The sequence below is a fragment of the Campylobacter sp. RM16187 genome, assembly GCF_025319965.1.
GTDB lineage: Bacteria > Campylobacterota > Campylobacteria > Campylobacterales > Campylobacteraceae > Campylobacter_A.
This window is the reverse complement of sequence record NZ_CP012549.1, coordinates 1695979-1717118: the sequence shown is the minus strand read 5'-3', so window position 1 is coordinate 1717118 and position 21140 is coordinate 1695979. Positions and strand designations below refer to the sequence as shown.

Sequence of the window (21140 nt, the reverse complement as noted above, 5' to 3'; positions counted from 1 at the left end):
AAAGAGCCAAACTTTAGCAGTTTAGAGCTCTTTTTAAATCTGAAATATACAAATTTTGCTGTCTTTTTAGGTAAAGATATAAAATCGGTGCTAGAAAGATATTTTTAGGTTTTATGTTTTCTGTGAAATTTAAGATGGTTTGTGAGTTTTCTTCTTTGAAAATGCCTATCCAAGATCCCTTTATGCTCTCATTTTCTATCTCTAGTTCAAGCCTTTCGTAGGGTTTACAAAGAGTTATTTTAAAATTTGTTTGGCGAGAGTTTTTTGAAATTTCTACAAAATGAGTTTTATCTAAAATTTTAGTCTCTTTTAAATCGCTACGCCACGCGCACTCTTTAAAAGACGTGACAACTTGCCAAACTCTTTTGATATCGCAGTTTATCTTTGAAATGATAGTGCAAGTTGCCATATTTCATCCTAAAATTAATCCATATCGTCAAGCAACTCTTCGTTTGACTTAACGACCAGTCCTGAGCCGTGCACTACGCTTGGGATACAGCTGGTGCAGATATCAACCTCTTGGCCGTCTTTGTGAGCGTGTATAAATACCGCATTTTTGTTCTCTTCGCTGGTTAGTCCGCATACGTTGCACACATACATTCCGTTTATTTTCATTATAAATCCTTCTTAAAATTTTCGTTATTTTAGCTTGAAATTTAAAGATCCAAGATGACTCAAATCAATGCAAATTTTAGCAAATTTAGACGCGAATTTGCTCTTTTTGAAAGAAAAAGTGCGAAAAGTAAATCACAAAGAAAATTTGCAAAAACAGCCCGACAAGCGGTATCAAACAGAGCAGATAAAATATAAGCGCGGTAAATTTATACTCATATCCGCCCATATCAAGTAGTGCTATCTCAAAGCGGTTTTTGCTAAGCGTGTTTGAGCCGATATCGATAAATAAAAGCGAGTAGTAAAGGTAAAAAAACGGCACGTTTATGATGAATAAATTTAAAACCGGAACGAACAAAAGCGGAAGACTTATGAGAAAAAGCAGGCTAAATTTGCCGATTGCTATTGCCATAAGCTTTAGCGATCTAGCTAGCGAGATGGTCTCAAATTTAGGTAGCTTATAGTGTCTTTTGTTTATCTCTTCGGTTACAACCGGAGTTAAAAAGCCAGCCACAATGAGAGCTATAAACACAGAAAGTATAAGCACGAAAAATGTTCCTGTGAGGTAAAAGAGAGCCGAAACTATCCATTTCGTAACGCCGTAAGAGAGAATTTGAGCGATGTAAGGGTGGGCGTTTTCGTCTAAAAAGCTAAAATCTCCGCTTGCAGCGCCCATGCTTAAGGCTGTGTAAATTTCCTTGCCACCAAATATCATAAGCGCACCCAAAATTATAATGCTCAGCACAAGCGGCAAGCTTGATAAAAGCAGAAATTTAGCCGTTAAAAAGTCCTTAACGGCGAGGTTAAAATTTCTTATCATTTTACTTTTTTATACTCGTTTTCAAGATAGCCGTATATCTCATCAACGCCGTTTAAATTTAGCTTTAAAATTTGGCTCATGACTACATTGTCCTCCTTGCCGTTCCAGACTTTTTTATAAGTGCCGTCTTTATAGCCGTTGTTTTGGCGGAAGCGATTTAGCACGTTTTTACCGATGTAGCACTCATATAGCGAGTTTAAATTTACGCCGCATTTTAGGCTCATCGCAAAATACACTTTAAGCAAGTCAAAGAGCTGAAACTCAAAGCCGCTTGATTTGTGTATGAGCATCTCTATGTCGTTCATCACTTCGTAAATGCTCTCGTCCTCGATGTTGTAAGCGTCCTTGCAAAACTCGTTAAACCCGCTTGAAGCACATATTGCTTCGCTTAATTTTGCTATGTCGCCTAGGTTTTTTATCTTGTATTGCTCAAGCATAAGGCTCATCAAAAAGTGCCAGATATCAACCACTTCAACGCGCAAATTTTCTCTATTTGTAGGCGCGTTTATGTCTTTCCAGTGCTTCCAAGCAAAGCTATCTATGAGCTCTGCGCACTCCATATATATGCAGCGTCTCCAGTTTATCAGCTTGCCATTTTTATTTACGCCTTCTTCCCAGCCTGTGCCGTTAGTTTCGTCATTTAAAATTTGCTGCAAATTTAGCATTTGCGCTATCATCTCTTGTGCGTTCATAAATATTTCCTTATTTTCAAATTGCGAGATTATAACGAAATTTTAATAACAGCTACATTGCAAACGCTAAATTCAGGCTAAACGTATAGTTTGAAGCTGTCAAGTTGCTCTATAAGGCTATCAAACAGCTTTTTAGAGTTTTCAAGCAGGTTTAAATCGGCTTTATTTTGTTTAAGTAGCTCGTCAAACAGCCTTAAAGTGCCTTCGCTAACGAAATTTTTGTGATTTATGTCTTTGATGGCCGGAAGCTCTTTTTTAAGGCTATTTGCAAGGTTTGTAAGCTTAGCAAACGCAGGAGTTTCGCCCGCTTTTACATTTTTCATAAACTCATCTATGCTAGGAGCTATGCTTTCAAGCGCTTTAGCTAGCTCTTTTTTATCGTTTTCATCAAGCCCGTTTCCGACATAAGAAAAGTTATATCCATACTCGTGCGTTAGCGTTAAAGATCGGCTTTGAGCGTTTGAGGAGCGAGAGCTTGCATACTCAAAGCTTTTATTATCATACATCGAAAATTTGATCTCATCTCCACTGCTTGTCTTGAAGCTGAAGTAGAAGTTGTTGAAATTCGCGTAACTTGAATTAATCTGCATAAAAATCCTTTTTGTTTTTTAAATCGTCAAATCTCAACCAAACTTAATAGCGATTTTTGTAAAATTAAACAAAAAAGGCTTAAAATGTGCTGCTTTGGAGCGAGAGTTTTTGCGCTTATTGCGATAACTTGTCTGAGTTTTATCCTGCATAAATTCTATCCGCAAATTCCGGTTATCGCTTATTATCTGCTGCTTGCAAATTCGCTTGCGTTTGTTATGTTTGCGCTATTTTTTAAAGATCTTTTGCCTAAATTTGTAAAGCCTTCCGCGATTCACTATTTTTCGTTAATCGGCGGCGTTTTAGGCGGACTGGCCGCAACTTTAGCGTTTAAAAAATTTGAGGGAAATTTCTTAAAAATTGAGCTTGTTTTGCTTGCTTTTTGGATATTGATCGTATCTTACATAACGCTAAATTTCACTCAAGTTTCTGCATTTTTTGCGGGATTTTTAAGCTAATGGATGAGAGAATTTTAAAATTTATAAGCAAGATGCATCTGCTTAGCCTTGCGGTTATAAGCGATGCTAAACCCTACTCGGCAAGCTGCTTTTATGCTTTTGATAGAGAAAATTTTAACCTTATCGTAGCAGGAGATGATAAAACGACTCACATTAAAGCGCTTGAAATTTCAAGTGAGGTTGCGGGCACGATAGCCCTTGATACAAAGATAGTGGGCAATATAAAAGGCGTGCAGTTTAAGGGCGTGATGAGTAAAGCAAGCGAAGATGAGCGTAAGATTTATTTTAAGCGATTTCCTTATGCTCTTGCTATGAATCCGCAAATTTACGCTATAAATTTAAACTGGATAAAATTTACCAACAACGCACTTGGCTTTGGCAAGAAGATAGAGTGGAGTAGAAATTTTTGATTCAAATCTATACTTGAGTAATAATATGATTTGTTGTAAGTATATTTTTAAAAAATTTTAATATATTACATTCATATTGTACCTAAGTACAATATACTAATATTATTTTTATTGATATAATTCGTTCAAAATAAATTTTAAAAAGGATGAACATGTCAAATTTAGTAGGCGTTGTAAAGCAACTATTCGGAAATGTTGTTGCAATAGATTCTTTTGGTAATGAAAGAGTTCTTAAAGTAGGTGATGAATTAATGGTTGGAGAAAAAGTTGTGACTCTATCTCCTGATGCAAAAGTTATTATTACTAGTAAAAATGGTGTAGACATAACTATACTAGGTAATGATGAGATTGTTTTAGATCAATCTTTGATAGATTCCGGTTCTAGCAGCAATGTATTGGCAGACATAAATGATTTACAAAAATCTATACTGGAAGGACAAGGACTACAAGATTTAGAAGCTACTGCGGCAGGCGGTGGAGGAGGCTCTGCCGGTCTAGAAGGAACTAGTCTAGGAGGAACTAGTTTTACAGATTCTGGACATATAAGCAATGTATTTGAAGGTTTTGGAAATTTAAGTAATATTTCACAATCAGCTACAAATATATCAGGTGTAAACTCTAGCCCTATTTCGAATGCTTTAGAATTGAATCCTGATCCACAACCGCAACCACAACCGCAACCGCAACCACAACCGCAACCACAACCGCAACCGCAACCACAACCGCAACCACAACCACAACCGCAACCGCAACCACAACCGCAACCACAACCACAACCGCAACCACAACCACAACCGCAACCACAACCGCAACCGCAACCACAACCGGGACCAAATCAACCAGCTCCTTCCGCTCCAACAATTACATTCCCTGAGGATGCAAACAGTAACGGAACATTATCATCTGGTGAAAATTCAACCGATCCTGATAACACAACAGCAAAAATTACAATTCCTGCCGACGCTAAACCTGGCGATACGTTAAAAGTAACCGTAACAGGACCTGACGGAAACCCTGTTTCACAAGATATTCCATTAACTCCGGACAATATAGCTAACGGCGTAGAAGTAACAGTTCCTGTACAAGATGGTAAAACATCATCTGTAACCGCTACCATACAGGATCAAAACGGAAATACAGGTGGTACTGCAAACGGAAATATTGCAGTAGTTGGCATACCAACACCTGAAATTACATTCCCTGAGGATGCAAACAGTAACGGAACATTATCATCTGGTGAAAATTCAACCGATCCTGATAACACAACAGCAAAAATTACAATTCCTGCCGACGCTAAACCTGGCGATACGTTAAAAGTAACCGTAACAGGACCTGACGGAAACCCTGTTTCACAAGATATTCCATTAACTCCGGACAATATAGCTAACGGCGTAGAAGTAACAGTTCCTGTACAAGATGGTAAAACATCATCTGTAACCGCTACCATACAGGATCAAAACGGAAATACAGGTGGTACTGCAAACGGAAATATTGCAGTAGATATGACTACTCCAGAGCCAGTAACAGAGATCGAATTGCCATCTTCTGTTTATGTACGAGAGATGTCAAAATATAATGCCGATTCGGTATCAACTGATAATAAGGCTAATATAGAGGGCTCAACTTTGGCTGATAACTCTACAGTGACTATAGGAGGTAGTACTACTAATTATTTTGAAGCTTTAAATAGCGAATTTGATAAAGATAAGTCAAGTTCTGTAGCAGCAGATGGTAATTTTAATGTAAGCGATAAATCAAATTTATCTCCTTGGCTTACTAATAAACTTCAGTCAGACTTTGAACTAGAAACAAAAATAGTAAAAAAAGGCGAGAATCAAACAGAGTTTAATAAAGCTTATTTAAAGGTTCCTAGTGGAGAATTTACTTTAGAAGATGGCTGGTATATAAATAATGATAAAACACTAATCATTGGTTCTGATGATGCAAAAGATCTTGTTGTAACAAATGAAGCCAATAAAGATAATGCCGAATATACAGGCAAAAAAGTAGTGGTATTGGAGGATGGACAAACTCCTCCGAGAGTATTTGGCGGCGATAATAGTGACGATATTACAATAGACAATGTATCGGTAGATTTCGTATCTACAGGAACAGGAGATGATAAAGTAATTCTAAAAAACGGTGCTAAAGTACTTAAGGATATTAATACCGGAGACGGAGAAGATACTGTAAATGTAGACGGTGCTAGCACTGAGGTAAAAGGAAATATATTTACTAACGCAGGCGATGATACAATAAATATTACAAACAAAGGAAGTGTCGCAGGTAATATAAATAGTGGAGACGGTAAGGATACTATAATCGTAAACAATGCTACTGTGGAAAAAAATATCTATGGTAGAGAAGGAGATGATGAAATAACTCTAGATAAAGCCGCTGTAAAAGGAAACGTAGAAGCCGGCAAAGGAGCAGGAAAAGTAGACATATCCGGCGGAACTATAGTAGAAGGTCACGTCAGAAGCGGAATAGAGCGAGAGATTATTGAAAAAGGAGATACTACTGATAATCATGATTTCGCAGGAAATGTAAATGTAACTATAAAAAATTCAACAGTTAATAAAACGATAGACTTAAACGGACTGGGAGATAGGGAGATAACCTTAGATAAGTCTACTGTGCATGGCACTATATATGCGGGACATTATTCGGATTCTAAGATTACGGTTAAAGATTCTACAGTAGGATTTAAAATATTGGGAGAAGGCGGTAAGGATACTATAGTAATAGATAATTCTAAAATAGGAGCAAACCCTAAATTTAAAGATGAGACCAGTTCTGTCGTCTTAGGAGATGGAAGTAATTTCAATGATGGAGACGATACAATAGAGATAAAAAATAATTCCATTATTCAAGGCGGTATTGAAGGAGGAGGCGGTAATGATACTGTCAAAGTAGAAAATTCCACAGTAGGTAACTCTAAATTTGAAGAGCAAAATAAAGCCGCCATTTTGGGAGATGGAATTGATTCTAAACAAGGAAACGATACTATAGGAATAAAAGATTCGACAATTAAAGGCGGTATTGACGCAGGGGGCGGTGATGATATTATAATTACAGACAACAAATCAAATATAACAGGTCAGACAGAAGGAAGCGCCGGCGATGATACTACTATTACTAATAATGGCGGAAATCTAATTATAGATAGTATGGAAGGCAGTAAGACTATCGACTTATCAAATATAAAATCAGTGGATGAGAATATAAAATCCATTGATCTAACTCAAGTGGATGGCGCAAAGCTAAATATAACTGCGAAAGATGTTTTAGATATAGATAAGTCCAATGGTGATGAAACACTTACTATAAAAGGTGGTAGTGATGACTCGGTAAAAGATTCCGATGGCAGTAAATGGAGTACTGGAGCCACTATTGATGGAAACACTACATACACTAACAGTACAAATACAGTATCTATAATTATAGATAACGATATAGACACTAAAGGTTTAACTAACGGCTAATAACGGACAATTATTCTATCTCTCTTGTTGAAAACATACAATAGAGATGGGTTGTTTTAGTCTTATTGCGAAGCATAAGAGAGTTTCATAAACACTCCGGGCTTATAAGATCGGAGTGTTTATTTGGCACTATAAATCAGGTAGATTACTTTTTACTACTTTAGTTTGATTTTTAAATTCTACATCATGACTTTCTAATATTTCACTGATTGGTATTAGAGGTTACATAGCTAAAAAACAAGATATAGCCAAATTTATTGAAGCATTAGATACAAAACCTAATTTAATTCATAAGTTGGTGAATTTGCCATATTGTCATCAGATGTTTAATATGTGAGGGAAGAATTTGCAGATAAAATTTACCTTTATTCAGATTTAAAATTATATGAAAAAGTTGAGCAATTAACGAAAGAATTGTTAGATCTAGATAAAATAAAAACTCAAAATTTAGCTATTGTGAGTGAAAATGATGAGCTAAAAATAGAAAATAAATCTTTAAAGCAGAATTTGTCAAATATTCATAATACTGCCAAAGAACAATCTGTAACAATATCAAATTTGACTCAAGAAATAACTATGAAAGCTACACAAATTAAGCAGTTGACAGAGCAAAACAATCAGCAAAAAGAAATTATGGATGCAACTAAAGATGTTGTTTTGCTTGTAAAAGAAAATCAAATATTAAAAATAGAAAACAGTGACCTAGACAAAAAATTGCAAGAGCAAATACATAAATATAAGCAGAAAGATCAAGCAATAATCGCAAAACAAAATGAGATACAAAATCTAGAAAACATAATCTATGAAAATCAGTATACTATAAACAATCAAAGCGAAATAATTCATCATCAGCAAAATCAATTGGATGAGTTATTTGAAAACATACAAAATATCTCAGAGCAAAATTCAAAAATAAGGAATGAAAATAAGGAGCTAAAATCACAAATAAGCCTCCTTGATAGCTTTAAAAACAAAGCAATAGATTTATTTAAAATAATAGTAAAACAATTTAGCCCAACTTTAAAATTAATCTCTCAATATTTACCAGAGATTAAAGACGAGATTGAACCAAAAAGTAGTTCTTTGGTAACTATTGATATGTAAAATGAATAAAAATGTTACAAATCTATACATAATTGCATAAATTTTTAGAAAATTTAGTAAATCCCCTAAAATTTTACTAAGCCAAATTTGTATGTACAGATATAAACTCCAAAAAGGCTTAAATTGAATACAGAAAAACTTCACTTGCTTTGTCCGCATTGTAGATATCGTTATTTAGATTATGAGATTGATGAAAAACCGGCAATTTTACACTTAAAGAAAGAGCTTGGCAATGATTTTAGTAGAGTAGTTAAGCAATATTTAGACATTGGCTTAAGAAGTGGGCACAATCTATTTTTGTGGGACGATTTAGCTACTATGATGGCTAAAAATGGCGATTTGGCAGGATCCAAAAAAATGCTTGAAATCATGCAAAGTTATTGTAAAACCGGGTATGACTATGCGTTTTTGGCTATTAGGATTAATGAAATTTTAGCAGATAAAGAGTGGTGTAAAAGACTTTATGAGTTTGGTAAGAAAGCAACAAAAACTCACAACTGTCATTACAATATGCTAAATTTCATTGAAATTGGAGTGTTAGACGAGCGACAAAGTATAAATTTGGCTAGAGAGGCATTAACGTATAGTGAGTATGATCCACATTTTTACTACGAAATGGGACTTGAGGTTTATAGACTTGATGGTGTTGTGGATTTTTTAGGGCTTTATTCTATTGCAAAAAGTTATATCTTAAAAGCTTTAAAACTCAGCAAATATTGTCCAGTTTATTTTTTAGAAAACATCAAGGATATTATTGAGCGAGAAACTGCTCTTTATTTTGCGCATATCTGGCTTGATAAAACTAAAGCCTTTAAAGATATTTTAGAGCTTGCCAAATTTAGTCAAAATGGCGAAAATTTAAGAGCCTTAGCAACCAAAAAGCTAATGCAAATAGCTAACTATCCAAGTGAATTTAGCGAGGCTGCACAATTTATATATGAGTGCTTTGGAAAGGACGTTACGCGTAGTTTTTTGCTTGACGGGCTTAGTAAATTTAAAGATAGTGAGATTATTTTAGACGCATTATGTGAATATTGCGGTGAATTTGAAATGGTAAGAGAAAATTTAGAGCAAAAGAAAGGATTCAATGAACTCACGGCTAAAATTTTAATCAAGTATTTTGGTGAGTGTGAATTAGTTAAAGGCAAATTACAAATTTGGATAAATGAAGCTAAAAATCTTGAAGATTTAAGTCATAGGACAAATGTCGCTATGGGTTTAATGGGCTATAGTGAGTGGATGAGGGAACCTTATAGAATGTTTGAAAAGAAGTGTAAAGATGCTTTGGATTTTATTGAGTTAGCTGATTATTTAGTAGAGGAGTTTTTTGATTGTGAAACAGCCGATGAGCTTTATTTGAAGGCTGTTAAGCTTATGAAAAGGTCTGATGATTGGGATTTTATACTTAGACAAATTTATAAAAACGTAACAGATGAGCAAATTTTAAGACTTGCTTGTGAAAAAGCTTTAGGTTTTAACTGTTCATTAGTTAGGGCAGCTGAATATTTTAGATATTTGGGTGATATTGATAAGGCAAAAGAGTGTATAAAGAAAGAGCTTAAAAAGTGTCAAAATTATGATAATAGGCTCTATATTGCAAGGCTTGTGCATGATATTTTAAAAGATGACGAGTGTGCACTTGAAATTGCTTTAAAGTTTGATGGATAAATTAAATAGGCGTTTGACAAAACCTCAAAAATTCAATTAAAATTTTATATAAAGGAATAAGAATGAAAACTGTAATTTTAGATCTTTTAGATGAAGCAAATGAGCTAAAAAACAAAGTAAAAAGCCTGCTAAATGAACAAAATCTAGATCAAAGTCAAAAATTTGCCCTAAAGCATATAAATAGCGATCTATCAAGAATTGTCAGTGTATTAAATGTTAAAAACATAGCTTTTAACTCCAAGATAAAAGGCGGTGGCGAATACACACTCGAGGAGATAGGCGCTGCTCTTGGAGGAGTGAGTCGTGAGCGTGTAAGGCAGATAGAATCAGCTGCCATTAAAAAACTTAAACATCCAAAAATAATGAAAAATTTTTATAATTATACAAGATTGTAGAGATTTGATAATTGATTTTAAGGATTTAATATGGCAAATTGTGAAAAACTACATAAGCTTCACAAGATCTCTAGACTTTATTATGCAGACTATTCTTTAGGTAAAGATATACCATTTCGTGTGCTCGAAGGAATGGTCGGTAAGTGGATTACTGTTGATGAATTTGATCTGATTTTGCAGCTTTGCACAGCTTCATTTTCGCGTAGGTGGCACAGTATCTTTGTTTGGGATGACGTGGGAACAAGGCTAATTGAAAAAGGGCAAAAAGATTTAGCTAAAAAAATATTTTGTTTTATGGAAAGTTTGTGTCAAAGCGGAGCTGACTTTGCATTTTTAGCTATTAGGGTGCATAAATTTTGGAAAGATATTGCTTGGTGTAAAAAACTTTTTGATCTAGCAAAGTCAAATATAAAAGATGAAAACTGTTACTACAATATGCTCAATTTTGCCAAAATAGGATTGATTATTGGCGATGAAGTAGAAAAGCTTTTTATAGATGCACTTCAACATGATGCAGGATATGGTTACTTTTATTACAAAATGGCAATAAAGGCATACACATTAAGAAAATACCATATTGCTAGGTCGCTTTATCAAAAAGCTTTAAGCCATGAAGATTTACTTTTTAGTAGGAAAGTTCTTAAAAAAGGGCTGAAGCTAGGACTTGTTTCACATGCTTGGCTAGCTCTAAATTTACCAAAAAAGATAGAAAAACAAGATAGTTTTTATATGCTTGAAGGACTTTTTGGGCTTTTTAAAGAACTACCCCAAATCAAACAAATCACGATACAAAAAGGGATGAAAATTGCCAAAAATTCTGGTGATTTTTTAAAGCTTTCTGATTTTTGTGAGAATAAAATTGAGCTTTTAGAACGTGCTTTTGAGCTCTATATGAACAAAAGTGTCTTTAGCTCAAGCTACGAAATATCAAAAATTATAAAAAAGATGGCTAAACTTGACAAGAATAGGGCTTATGAAATGCTAAATTTATCTTTCAAACTAGACTTTGATGGAGTTTTTAGTGATGTCGAAGATTTGCTTGAAATTTTAATCTGCGATTTTGATGAGCTGGATTTGGCGGAGAAAATAGCAAAGAAAATATCTAAAAATAAAAATGTATATTTTTTATCAACTTTAACTCATATATTTGGAAAAAGTCTTTGGATAAAGCGGATGGTTTTAAATAGGGCTTTAAAAGCGGAATATGAGGAGCTGGTGGAAGCGACCGAAATTTTAGCTAATGATTTTTTGGATTTTAATGCAGCAAAGTCACTTTGTCAAATGATAGTTGAGCTTTTAAAAGAGCATAAAAATCACAAAGAATTAGAGTGTAGTCTTAATTTAATTTACAAGATTGCCACGGAGTTTTTAGAGCAGGCATGCAAAAACGTCTTTGAGAATTTAGACAAAGATAGTTTTATTAAATATGGTGTATTGGCTGAGAATTTCTTAAGGTGCAAACAAGAAAACATGGGCTTGGAGTGTCTTAAGCTCAAGCGTGATAAGTGTGTCAGTTTTGAAAATATCTTACATACAGCTCAAGATGCGTTATGGTATTTGGACAATAGAAAACTTGCTATTGAGCTTTTGCTTGGTGGGCGAGATTTGCCTGATATTGGAAATAAAAGCGATATTTTTAATGATAGGTATTTTTGGTAGAGGGATAAGAATGAGTGAAATAAAGGGCGTAGAGATAAAAATTTTTATAGCTAATGAAGATTTTGAATGGGAGAAAGTGGATAAAATCATAAAATTTGCCGAAAAAATAGCTGGTGAGAGTGAATTTAACTTTGAGATTTTGAATGAATTTGATGCAGACTATAGACTTATAAAAGATTGCGGTAAGTGATTGCATTATGATTTATAGATATAATATAATCAATAAAATGCATAAAATAAAATGAAAACGGAGAATAGAAATGAATAGTCAAGAGTTTTTTACAAAAATGGAGCAATACATACAGCAAGAATTGCAAAGCGGGTGTGATTATAACATACTTTTAGCACTCCACAAAGATAGCAATGAGGTAAATTTACACTCAAGATTTATATACTCTTTGCTAAATCCCAATGGCTACCATTATAAAGGCGATAGTTTTTTGAAGGAATTTTTGAAAATTTGTGGTTGTGATTTTACGTTCGATGTGAAAAAAATAGAAGTTTCAGTTGAATATTCTACCGCAGAATATCGCAGAGTTGATTTGGTCATCAAGGACGGAAACAAGTGTGTAATAATAGAAAATAAAGTTAATGCAAAAGATAGAGAAAGGCAACTGATTGACTATGTAAATCACTTTTATATAAATGAAAAATATAAGAGAGAAAATATATATGCTATATATCTATCACCTGATAGTAGAGATCCATCAGGAGTAAGTATTGGCAATAATAATATGATTAAAGATGGATATTTGGTTTGTGATGAAGATAGGGATGATGTCAGAGTAAAATTTAAATCCATAAGCTACCAAAAAGAGATAAAACAGTGGATAGAGTCTTGCAGAAATGATTGTAGTTCGGATATGAAGTTGATTTTAAATCAATATCTAAGTGTTTTAAAATCTTTAAATGGTGAGCTTGAATATCAACGAGATAAGTTAGAGTATGAGTATATTAAAGAACACTATAAAGAAGTTGAAGCTTTTTATAATAGTCTAAAAGTAGAGGAAAAACAAAGGATTGAGAATGTTAAAATAAATATTATTAAGGAATTTATGGATGAAGTAGTGAAAAAGTTTGAGAAACATAAAGAAGAAGATGGACTAAAAGCTGAAAATTATTATAATGATTCACGAGGTTGGATGTCAATATACAATCCAAAATGGATACCAAACGATGAAGCTGAGATTATTTTGTTTTGGGTTTTTATAGGAAAAGATAATAAGCTTTATATTAAAATTGCAGCAAATCGTATTTTATATGAAAAATACAAGCACAAAGATGCCAAATGGGGAGAACGAATAAAAAAAGCTTTTAAACCTTACAAAAAAGAGCGTTTAGATTTTGGCGAGTGCGATTTGTCAGATAAGACAAAAATAGCTAAGGTTATTATAGAAGGCAGGGTAAAAGCAGATGAAATTGCTAAACAGATTAATGGTTTTGTATCAAAATATAAAGATAAATTTATAGAAATAAATGAAAACGCAAAAGAAAAAACACACGAGTTCTGGAAAAACTTACCTAAGCCCTAAATTTTAGGGCTTAACCTTTCCGAATATATCAAACACAAAACTCTCGCCCGAAATTTCAACCTCATATCTCACAATTCTACCAAAAACAGGTAATCTTGGCTTGGCTTTGGTATGATTTGCTAAAAATTTGCCAATTATTCTTAGCTTTTCATTCTTGGTTTTAAAACAAAGCTCATCAATTAGCGTATAAAGGCTAATATATTGAAGGTCTGTAAGCATCTTTAACTCTAATATCGGCTCATTTTTGGCTTTAAAATCTGTTAAAATTTTAACTGTGATATTGTTTGCCTCTTTTTCTTCTCTAAGCTTGCTAGATGCATCTAAATCACTCAAAATATCAAGCCCAAAAAACTTTCCAATCTCTAAAATCAACGTCTTTGAACTATGACACCAGTCAAAGTGTCCATGACCAAAAAAGTTATCTAAGCTACTAGCACGCTCCAAGTTAAACAAAGCTCTACTAAAATTTACTTCTCTTACATAGCCTAGTTGCTTACTAAGTTCCTTTTTATCAGTATTTTGGATACATTTTTTAAGTTCATCAAAGACCATTTTTTATCCCCTTGATTAAATATACAAAATCCCAAAAATGAGCATAGACCCTACTATGGTTAAGTCCATAATACAAGGTATAGTTCTCATATACTAGCTTATCTGCATTTATAGATTTTTGAGAGCAAATTTTATATATTTTTGAAAATTTAAAGCCCATTTTTTTATTCAAGTTTTCTATTCGATGCTTGATTTTAGCAAAGTCATTTGGTGTATTTGCCTCTCTCAATGCTGTTAAAAGGGCTTTTTTATAAAAGCTTTTTGATCCAAATTTAAACCAACAGCATCTGTCTATTATCTTTAAGACGTATGAAATATTTGCTTTAAAAAGCCAAATATCAATAAGCTCATACCTTAGCTTTATATCATCAACAAAATGGATAGCTAATAAAATATACTGTTCGCCTATACTGCCTAATGAGTCAAGCCAGTAAAAATAAAGCCTTAAGAGTCGCTCATCCAAGCTGGCAAATCTTGACAAATAGCAACAAATCATTATCTTGTAGTCATTTGCGTTTTCAAAAGTTTGGACTTTATTAAAAATTTCGCATATAAAATCAGTATCAAAAACAGATAAATGGCTAATAATATTTAAGCAGTCAAGAACGCATTTTGAATTATCAAGCCACAAGAGTATAAAGTTTTAAAATATCTTTATCGTTACTAAATTTCTTAACTGAAAGTCTAAAATCCTTTGTTTTTTTGCATAATACCAAAGCTTCATCTATACTTTTTATTTTATCAACTCTCATTTTTACTTCTCTGTTGGATATACAAATGAGATAAAAAAAATTTTAAGTATTTGTCTAATTTTTTATTAAATAAGAAAATTTTGTTACTGTTCTGCACAAAAATGATTGTTTTATAACAAATTAATATTTTTAGCTATGTTGTGAAAAACATAGCTATTTGCAACAAAAATAAATCTCGCACTAGCGAATATGTTAATATTTTATTTATTTTTTGTTGCAATAAAAGCAGGTGTAGTTTTTGATAAATATTAATCAAACTTTGCCTGCTTTTAGCCCGTCTGGCACAAGACCTTACAGCAAGCTCGTCTGAGCTTGCTAAGTAAGTATTAGCCAAATATTAATTTTGCTTTTAGATGTGCAGGATATTTCAATGTAAATTTGAATTCAGCTTTTTAAATTTTTGGTATAGTGAAAAGCTGGTTTATTTAATTTTGTTTATTTTTAAATGCCAATATTTTGGTAGTTAGATTTTGTTTGAAAATTTTACTAAATTTTAGAAAAACTATAAAATAATTCAAAACAAAAGTAAAAAATTTAATTTTAATTCAATTTTATATATGGCACCCAAGATGGCACCTAGTCAAACCTTAAAGTTTAAAAATACCGATAAAATAAGGATTTTAAAAGAAATGGTGGTTAGAGGCGACTTGACGATATTATTATAAAGCCTGAAAATTCGTTATTTGTCTTGTAAAAAGTGTAAAAAATATTTTTAAAATATTTTATTGACGGTTAAGTTTTTAAAGTCTGAAAATATGGTAATGAAAACTCCAATTTTCAATACAAAGTATTTGGAATATCCTAAAATACGTGATTTTTAATTTAAGCAAACTTGTTTTTTAAGTTTCGTAAGCTTAAAGTAGGTGTTTTGGTTTAAGATTTGATATGTTTCACAACTTTTTTAGCTCGAAACTTAATTAAGGTTCAAATGTGAAACCTTATCATTTTTTAGTTTCACGCTTCCCATTTATTAGCTTTGTAAATGCCTAATATCAAAATCTCATCATTGTTTATCAGGTATGGAATAACATAGCCTTTAAAGATTAAATCTCTTGCATTATCACACTTGACTTTTTGGCTTGGTCTGTGTGCGTTTGGCAGCTCTTTTAATCCAAAGCACCTATCCATAAGCTCATCAACGAAATTAATCGCTCTTGCTTCGCTGTCAAGCTTGATAAAGTCGCTTATTGTATTAAGTTCATCAAAGAAACGCTCTTTAAATTTTACCTGCATAAGTTCCGCTCTTGATCTTGCTTGCAATACTCAAAGCTTCTGTTTCATTAATAAGCCCGATACCTCTTAAAGCTTCATCTGCTCTTTTTTCATATTCAGCCGATAAAGGGTCATCATCTAAGCTTATTTTGACATTATCGCACTTGGCTAGGGTTAATAATACCTCTTTGGCTTTTGCTATGAAGTCGCTATTATCAGTTGTGAGTGTTAGAGTATTCATACTAGCCCCTTTGTCGTTTGTCATATTCTAACCGCTAAAGGCTTATGAAATTATTAGCCTGATTTTTTCTTGAATGTATTATTGATGATTAGTTTTTTTGTTAATTATCGCGTATGCTTCTCTTATTCTTGCTCTTAGTCTTTTATTGCATTCTCGTTGAAGTTTTAAAGCTTTTTGTAGTTCGTTATTTTCATTGATTACCGATTTGCCTTTTAATTCAGTAACAAACTCTTTTATTTTTTTGATATTGTATGCGCTAGTCTGGATTATTATACGTGGCATTTATCTCCAAGTTAAAGAAACAACAATACTAGAGATAGCCCAAATAAAGATAATCAAGGTTATTAGCTCAATCATTTTAGCCTTTCGGGTCCTTTGTAGTTAGTAGGGTTTGCAGGGGTCGGCAGAGCCCCGAAAGAAAATTCTCACTCAAATTTTTAAAATTTTTCCACACTTTGGCAAGGTTTCAGCTTATAAAGCTGAATTATACCTTAAGCGTGTATTTTTGTCAAATTGCATAATTATTTATATTCCAAAGTCTGCAAACTTATTTTTAGCATTTTAGCTTTATTAAAAACCGCCTGAAATGCTAAATGCTCGGCTGATACCAAGCATAAGATTATCGCCCTTATGCTGACGCTTCCCTTATCTACAAAGCCGTTAGGGTCATTTCTTACAAATTAGGCTTAATCAAGAGCGCATTTTTACTCTTTATCGGTAGTAAATACGCCCTTTGTTAAACCTATTCAGCTTTATTGTATGTGTATTCCATCTCGTTTAGGTCATAGCCAAACATATTAGAAACAAAATCTTTTATTCTATCTCTGAGAATGTCGCACTGACTATTAAAAGCTTCATTAAATCGCTCTGCTTCTTCTTCACTGGTTGAGGCTTTTACAACTTCTTTTTCATTTAGCTTTAAAAGCTCTTTTTGTGCCTCTAGTTCATCAATAAACCGCTTGGCTCTAATAAAGACTGCCTCAAATGGTGTGTTATCGCCTTGCTCTGCTCTTGCTTTGATATGTCTAGCCTTTGCTAGTGCCGGACTATCTAGCCCTTTATTATTAGCTTCTAAAATTTCCTTGCTTGTCTGATAAAAATGCTCTCTACTCATCGCTTATCCTTTAAATGAATTTACAAAAATAATAAAGTCTTTGATTGTTAAGCCCTCTTGGCTGCCTATGATTGATTGATAAAATTTAAACTCTTGATAGGTCATTTTATTTCCTTTTTCTTGCTATTTCATTTAGCTCTTTTAATATTTCGGCTTGTATTTTTTCATTACATAACACAAATAAAGCTTTTATGGCAACTTTAGATTTTTCGGACATATTAGTAGTAAAATTTTTCATAGCCCAAAACAAATCAAATGCACAGTTAAGCATATCAAAGCTTGTTTCCCCGTCTTTGTTATCCTTACTCTCATAATTAGACAAAAGTTTTAAAAACTCCTGCTCTGTGTCCGATAACTCTCTGCCAACTTCGTTTAAAATTTCATTTGCTTTCATCTCTCAATCCTCGCTTTCTATTAGTAAAGTTTCAATTAGTTCATCTTGGTTAATGTCGCCCTCTCTAAATAATAAAAGAGCCGATTGCAGATTATCCAGCTTGTCTTGTAGCTGTTTATTTTTATCGGTTTCTCGCCCGATAAGTTGATAAAGCCTGATATTGTCCTCTTGCAGTGCTTCGGCTCTCTTTTCGGCTGTTTCTGCCTTTACTCTATACATTCCTAAACCTTGACTTATTCTTTCGCAATCTCCTTTCGTTTGTCTGTAGCTGTAATAAGCCAAGTAACCTATCTCATAAAGCTTTTGTTCGCTTACCTCATCGCTTCTGTCATTTAGTTGGATAGCATATTCGGCATAATCTGCCTTAATGGCTTGTAGCCCTGATGTTGTGATTTTCATTGTTGCTCCTTTGATGTTGATTTTAATACTTTAATGAATTGAATTATATTATTTTTAATATTATACAAAACTTAATTTAGTATTGTTTTCAATATGAATATTGCTTTTATGTATTAAAAATAATATAATTATGATGATAAAATTAATAAAGAGGTAAAATGGACTTACAAACATTCAAAATTAGACTTAAAGAGATCGGCATCACTAAAAGAGAATTTGCTGACAAACTAGGGCTTAGCTACACAACTGTTAACGCTTGGGGTTCAGTTCAAGATTTCCCGAAATATGTTGATTTAATACTTGAAAAATGGGCTAAAGCTGAGAATTTTGACAAAATGGCTGAAATGTTTGCCAAATTTGAAAATAAAAGCTAGTAGCCTTTTAACCTCATCACTCACTTTTTAACTCTCTCTTTTAGCGTGTTATATACTTGGTTATTTTCTCTTTTGCCTACCACTAAGACAAGAATTATTATTTCTTTGTCTTTTACTTGATAGGCTAGGCGATAGCCTGCGTCTTTGAGTTTTATTTTGTAGATGTCGTCAAATCCGTGTAGTTTGTCTTTTGCTACTCTTGGGTTTGCAAGTCTAGCGGATAATTTCTTTTTAAATTGTGCCTTTATGTTGTTATCTAGCTTTTGCCACTCTTTTAAGGCACTTGGCAAAAACTCCAATTCATAGCTCATCAAATTTTACTTTTATCGGCTTTTCTTTGCTGTTTAATGCTGTTTTTACCTCTTTGATAAGTTTATAATCCTCCATCATCTCAACCATACCCTCATATACTGCACTCGGCACTAAATAAGCACTCGGCACATTATGGCTTAATATGGCTACTACTTCGTCGCCCGCTTGCTTAATAACTTGTGCAGGCGATTTCTTTAACTCGCTAATGCTAGCTGTAACATTTGCTTGAATTGTTTGCATTTTTTTCCTTTAATGCCAAAAATAATACTAAATAGAGTATAAAAGCCTACTTAAATATCCCGCTTAACCTAACCACTTGCAATCAAATAACCGCCATTCGTAGTAGCTACGCCCCCATATTAAAAATGACACTACCTCATATCAAATAGCATAATAAAGCCCTCTAAGCCATTTTAGCCTTTAAAGGTATAATTCTATCGTTCGTTAAATATCGGCTCTCTTTTGCTCGTCTAGCTGTCTAAGTTAAAGTCAGGTAGCTTTTATCTTTTTGGCTTATTATTTGATCTAACTACCAAACTATCACAAACTCGATATTTGCCTTTAAAAATAGGGTAAATTTGTGCTGGTTTGATCTTGTGGCTTTGATGTCATTAGACTTCATAAGATGTCATTAGATTAATTTTGCTTTAATTTTAAGTGTTGTAGTATTCGGATTAAAGGTTAATAATGAGAAAGTGGCAAGAGCTAAGCATAAACGCTTTTATGAATATCAGCGTAGCAATGATTGCAGGCGGTATTTTAAAAAAAGCCCTTGAATATAAGAGTGTAGTATCGTCTGTTATTATGATAGTTTTGGGCTTATATTTGCTTGGTATATTTATACTGATAGCTCAAGAAATAGAAACAAAGGATTAAATATGGATATTTTAGGATACATAGCGATAGCTTTAGCGGTAATAGGCACCTTGTTCGGATATTGGCTAGTTCAAGACAATAAAAAGCACAAAAGGGCTAACGGAGCTTAAGACTTCATTATTAAGTTAAAACTCTCTCATTTTCTTAACAATTCATCTTTTATCGGTTAAAAAATCTACTAAAAATACCACTATGCCTTTTAAACGCAAAATAAAGCCCGTAGAGAGCTTTTAGCCTTTTTTTGTATTGCTTGATGTCTTTTTGTTGATTGTAGAGGCTGGTTTTTACTACTTTTATTTTGATTGTAGCTTTTATTTTGGGTTGGGCTGTTTTTTTGAAAAAATGCGGGAGTATGGTTTAAGGTTAGAGAGGGTTGATTATTAAAAAGGATAGGATTTTGATAGAGGGAAAGTAAATGAGTAGGGTATACACTAAGGGGCTTGATTTCTTAAAGTGCATTTTTTTGGCTCTGTTTGCAACATAGCGCAAAGCCCTAAAGCGTAGTAGCTGGCGGTTATTTTTAGTGGTGGCAAATTTTGGCTTTTTTGCTCTCGTTTACTATATAAGTTAGTTTTGCTTCCTATACCGTTTTTATGAAAACTTAAAGTAAATGAGAGGTGCAAAAAACGGCTTAAGGTTTTTATCTGTTTTTTCAGTTTAAATTAGACAAAATGAATAAAAAGCGATGAGGTCAAATAGGGATTATGCCCTTAGCTCTCTTTTATTGTTGTTCGCTTTGTAAGAGGCGTTTGTAGGCTTTTCAAGAGTAGCTAGGGTAATTATCTCTTTGAAGTCGTTCACGGCTCGGCGTAATTGCAGATCAAGACGATCAAATTTGCTTAATGGAGCTGGTTTATTAAAATCGATAATCGGCGTGGTAGCTTCTACGCGATACAGTGGCAAATTGAGATTATTTTTTAGAGCTTTATCATAAAAATATACGCGTTCAAGCACGCCAAGCTCGTTTTTTATGTAGTGTGTGTTTTGGTAGGTTTGTATTTCAAATGCTTCCAAATTAAAAGGCTTTTGGCTATCAAAACATAAATCAATATTAGAAACATTATTAACTGCACTTAAGAGCTCTGTGATGAGGTCAAGTGGCGGGGCTGGTTTATGGTATTGCCTTAGCCCGTAAAACTCAATAACGGCTTTTTTATCGCAGTTATTTAGGCTTTTTGTAGTGGCGTAAAATATGCTCATATCCTCTAGTTCGTAAATATTGATGATTTTCAGTCCTCTAAATTCATAACGGCTCACGATCTTAATCTCTTTTTTGTCTTGCATTTTGCGCCATTTTAGCCCGTGATTTTTGGCTATGCTTTTTAAAATATCAAGCTTACTAAAGTGCTTTTGTGCAATTGCATTTTTAAAAAAGCTGGCTCGAATAGTATCGATTTTTACCTCTGGAGTTTCAGCTAAGATTTTGTTAATGTAGGGTAATATTTCCACGTTTAAGAATCCACAATTAAGGGCGGTCGCTTGACACTAACC

General features: G+C 33.4%; 28 protein-coding genes. 11 read left to right on the top strand and 17 right to left on the bottom strand.

Annotated elements, in window-relative coordinates:
- Positions 1-13 precede the first annotated feature (13 nt).
- The 5 genes from CDOMF_RS09165 to CDOMF_RS09145 all read right to left on the bottom strand — a co-directional run bounded on the left by CDOMF_RS09165 (position 14) and on the right by CDOMF_RS09145 (position 2714).
- Entirely contained in the window at positions 14-409 is a 396-nt protein-coding gene (locus CDOMF_RS09165) for a hypothetical protein (RefSeq protein WP_260951685.1), read from the bottom strand.
- A 14-nt stretch (positions 410-423) separates the two neighbouring features.
- Positions 424-615 carry a hypothetical protein gene (locus CDOMF_RS09160; protein ID WP_260951683.1) on the bottom strand — a complete coding sequence of 64 codons (192 nt, stop codon included), beginning with the start codon at positions 613-615 and terminating at the stop codon, positions 424-426.
- An 85-nt stretch (positions 616-700) separates the two neighbouring features.
- Positions 701-1432, bottom strand: coding sequence for an EI24 domain-containing protein (locus CDOMF_RS09155; protein ID WP_260951681.1), 732 nt, complete (start codon positions 1430-1432; stop codon positions 701-703).
- On the bottom strand, positions 1429-2124 hold the full coding sequence (dut, locus tag CDOMF_RS09150; RefSeq protein WP_260951680.1) for a dUTPase: 696 nt from the start codon (positions 2122-2124) through the stop codon (positions 1429-1431). Before dut ends, CDOMF_RS09155 begins: the two co-directional genes overlap by 4 nt.
- A gap of 77 nt (positions 2125-2201) precedes the next feature.
- Positions 2202-2714, bottom strand: coding sequence for an ATP/GTP-binding protein (locus CDOMF_RS09145; RefSeq protein WP_260951678.1), 513 nt, complete (start codon positions 2712-2714; stop codon positions 2202-2204).
- Positions 2715-2798: 84 nt separating this feature from the next.
- Between CDOMF_RS09145 and CDOMF_RS09140 the strand changes: the two genes are divergently transcribed.
- The 9 genes from CDOMF_RS09140 (at position 2799) to CDOMF_RS09100 (ending at position 13423) form a co-directional block, all read left to right on the top strand.
- On the top strand, positions 2799-3170 hold the full coding sequence (locus CDOMF_RS09140) for an L-arabinose ABC transporter (RefSeq protein WP_260951677.1): 372 nt from the start codon (positions 2799-2801) through the stop codon (positions 3168-3170).
- Positions 3170-3580, top strand: a complete 411-nt coding sequence (locus tag CDOMF_RS09135; protein ID WP_260951676.1) for a hypothetical protein — start codon at positions 3170-3172, stop codon at positions 3578-3580. Before CDOMF_RS09140 ends, CDOMF_RS09135 begins: the two co-directional genes overlap by 1 nt.
- A 152-nt stretch (positions 3581-3732) precedes the next feature.
- On the top strand, positions 3733-7065 hold the full coding sequence (locus CDOMF_RS09130) for a retention module-containing protein (protein WP_260951673.1): 3333 nt from the start codon (positions 3733-3735) through the stop codon (positions 7063-7065).
- 333 nt (positions 7066-7398) lie between these two features.
- Positions 7399-8169, top strand: a complete 771-nt coding sequence (locus tag CDOMF_RS09125) for a hypothetical protein (protein WP_260951672.1) — start codon at positions 7399-7401, stop codon at positions 8167-8169.
- A 123-nt stretch (positions 8170-8292) separates the two neighbouring features.
- Positions 8293-9837, top strand: a complete 1545-nt coding sequence (locus tag CDOMF_RS09120) for a hypothetical protein (protein ID WP_260951671.1) — start codon at positions 8293-8295, stop codon at positions 9835-9837.
- 62 nt (positions 9838-9899) lie between these two features.
- The gene (locus CDOMF_RS09115; protein ID WP_260951670.1) at positions 9900-10232 is read left to right on the top strand and encodes a sigma factor-like helix-turn-helix DNA-binding protein; all 333 of its coding nucleotides are present in this window, start codon (positions 9900-9902) and stop codon (positions 10230-10232) included.
- A gap of 30 nt (positions 10233-10262) precedes the next feature.
- The gene (locus CDOMF_RS09110; RefSeq protein WP_260951669.1) at positions 10263-11891 is read left to right on the top strand and encodes a hypothetical protein; all 1629 of its coding nucleotides are present in this window, start codon (positions 10263-10265) and stop codon (positions 11889-11891) included.
- Between the two features lie 10 nt (positions 11892-11901).
- Positions 11902-12081 carry a hypothetical protein gene (locus CDOMF_RS09105; protein ID WP_169937056.1) on the top strand — a complete coding sequence of 60 codons (180 nt, stop codon included), beginning with the start codon at positions 11902-11904 and terminating at the stop codon, positions 12079-12081.
- 70 nt (positions 12082-12151) lie between these two features.
- Positions 12152-13423, top strand: a complete 1272-nt coding sequence (locus CDOMF_RS09100) for a PDDEXK-like family protein (RefSeq protein ID WP_260951664.1) — start codon at positions 12152-12154, stop codon at positions 13421-13423.
- Positions 13424-13426: 3 nt separating this feature from the next.
- Here CDOMF_RS09100 and CDOMF_RS09095 read toward each other — a convergent pair whose 3' ends face one another.
- The 9 genes from CDOMF_RS09095 to CDOMF_RS09055 all read right to left on the bottom strand — a co-directional run bounded on the left by CDOMF_RS09095 (position 13427) and on the right by CDOMF_RS09055 (position 18087).
- Complete coding sequence (locus CDOMF_RS09095; protein ID WP_260951663.1) at positions 13427-13975, bottom strand: adenylate/guanylate cyclase domain-containing protein; 549 nt, start codon at positions 13973-13975, stop codon at positions 13427-13429.
- Positions 13965-14606, bottom strand: a complete 642-nt coding sequence (locus CDOMF_RS09090; RefSeq protein WP_260951662.1) for a hypothetical protein — start codon at positions 14604-14606, stop codon at positions 13965-13967. The genes CDOMF_RS09095 and CDOMF_RS09090 overlap by 11 nt, the downstream gene beginning before the upstream one ends.
- Complete coding sequence (locus CDOMF_RS09085; RefSeq protein ID WP_260951661.1) at positions 14596-14727, bottom strand: hypothetical protein; 132 nt, start codon at positions 14725-14727, stop codon at positions 14596-14598. The genes CDOMF_RS09090 and CDOMF_RS09085 overlap by 11 nt, the downstream gene beginning before the upstream one ends.
- Before the next feature lie 954 nt (positions 14728-15681).
- On the bottom strand, positions 15682-15960 hold the full coding sequence (locus CDOMF_RS09080; protein WP_260951660.1) for a type II toxin-antitoxin system RelE/ParE family toxin: 279 nt from the start codon (positions 15958-15960) through the stop codon (positions 15682-15684).
- Complete coding sequence (locus CDOMF_RS09075; RefSeq protein WP_170020696.1) at positions 15944-16180, bottom strand: hypothetical protein; 237 nt, start codon at positions 16178-16180, stop codon at positions 15944-15946. The genes CDOMF_RS09080 and CDOMF_RS09075 overlap by 17 nt, the downstream gene beginning before the upstream one ends.
- 78 nt (positions 16181-16258) lie before the next feature.
- Positions 16259-16462: a hypothetical protein gene (locus tag CDOMF_RS09070; protein WP_260951659.1), complete on the bottom strand. Its 204-nt coding sequence runs from the start codon at positions 16460-16462 to the stop codon at positions 16259-16261.
- Between the two features lie 460 nt (positions 16463-16922).
- Positions 16923-17294: a hypothetical protein gene (locus tag CDOMF_RS09065; RefSeq protein ID WP_260951658.1), complete on the bottom strand. Its 372-nt coding sequence runs from the start codon at positions 17292-17294 to the stop codon at positions 16923-16925.
- A 106-nt stretch (positions 17295-17400) separates the two neighbouring features.
- Positions 17401-17688, bottom strand: coding sequence for a hypothetical protein (locus tag CDOMF_RS09060; RefSeq protein ID WP_170020688.1), 288 nt, complete (start codon positions 17686-17688; stop codon positions 17401-17403).
- A gap of 3 nt (positions 17689-17691) precedes the next feature.
- Positions 17692-18087 (bottom strand): hypothetical protein, encoded by a 396-nt coding sequence (locus CDOMF_RS09055; protein ID WP_260951657.1) that lies wholly within the window; start codon positions 18085-18087, stop codon positions 17692-17694.
- A 158-nt stretch (positions 18088-18245) separates the two neighbouring features.
- Between CDOMF_RS09055 and CDOMF_RS09050 the strand changes: the two genes are divergently transcribed.
- Positions 18246-18461, top strand: coding sequence for a helix-turn-helix domain-containing protein (locus CDOMF_RS09050; RefSeq protein ID WP_260951656.1), 216 nt, complete (start codon positions 18246-18248; stop codon positions 18459-18461).
- A 20-nt stretch (positions 18462-18481) separates the two neighbouring features.
- Here CDOMF_RS09050 and CDOMF_RS09045 read toward each other — a convergent pair whose 3' ends face one another.
- Both CDOMF_RS09045 and CDOMF_RS09040 read right to left on the bottom strand, forming a co-directional pair.
- Entirely contained in the window at positions 18482-18772 is a 291-nt protein-coding gene (locus CDOMF_RS09045) for a type II toxin-antitoxin system RelE family toxin (protein ID WP_260951655.1), read from the bottom strand.
- Positions 18762-19013, bottom strand: a complete 252-nt coding sequence (locus CDOMF_RS09040; RefSeq protein ID WP_260951653.1) for a type II toxin-antitoxin system prevent-host-death family antitoxin — start codon at positions 19011-19013, stop codon at positions 18762-18764. Before CDOMF_RS09040 ends, CDOMF_RS09045 begins: the two co-directional genes overlap by 11 nt.
- Before the next feature lie 447 nt (positions 19014-19460).
- Between CDOMF_RS09040 and CDOMF_RS09035 the strand changes: the two genes are divergently transcribed.
- A complete protein-coding gene (locus tag CDOMF_RS09035; RefSeq protein WP_260951651.1) occupies positions 19461-19649 on the top strand; it encodes a hypothetical protein in 189 nt (62 codons plus the stop codon).
- Between the two features lie 702 nt (positions 19650-20351).
- Here CDOMF_RS09035 and CDOMF_RS09030 read toward each other — a convergent pair.
- The gene (locus tag CDOMF_RS09030) at positions 20352-21098 is read right to left on the bottom strand and encodes an aspartate carbamoyltransferase (protein ID WP_260951650.1); all 747 of its coding nucleotides are present in this window, start codon (positions 21096-21098) and stop codon (positions 20352-20354) included.
- Positions 21099-21140 lie beyond the last annotated feature (42 nt).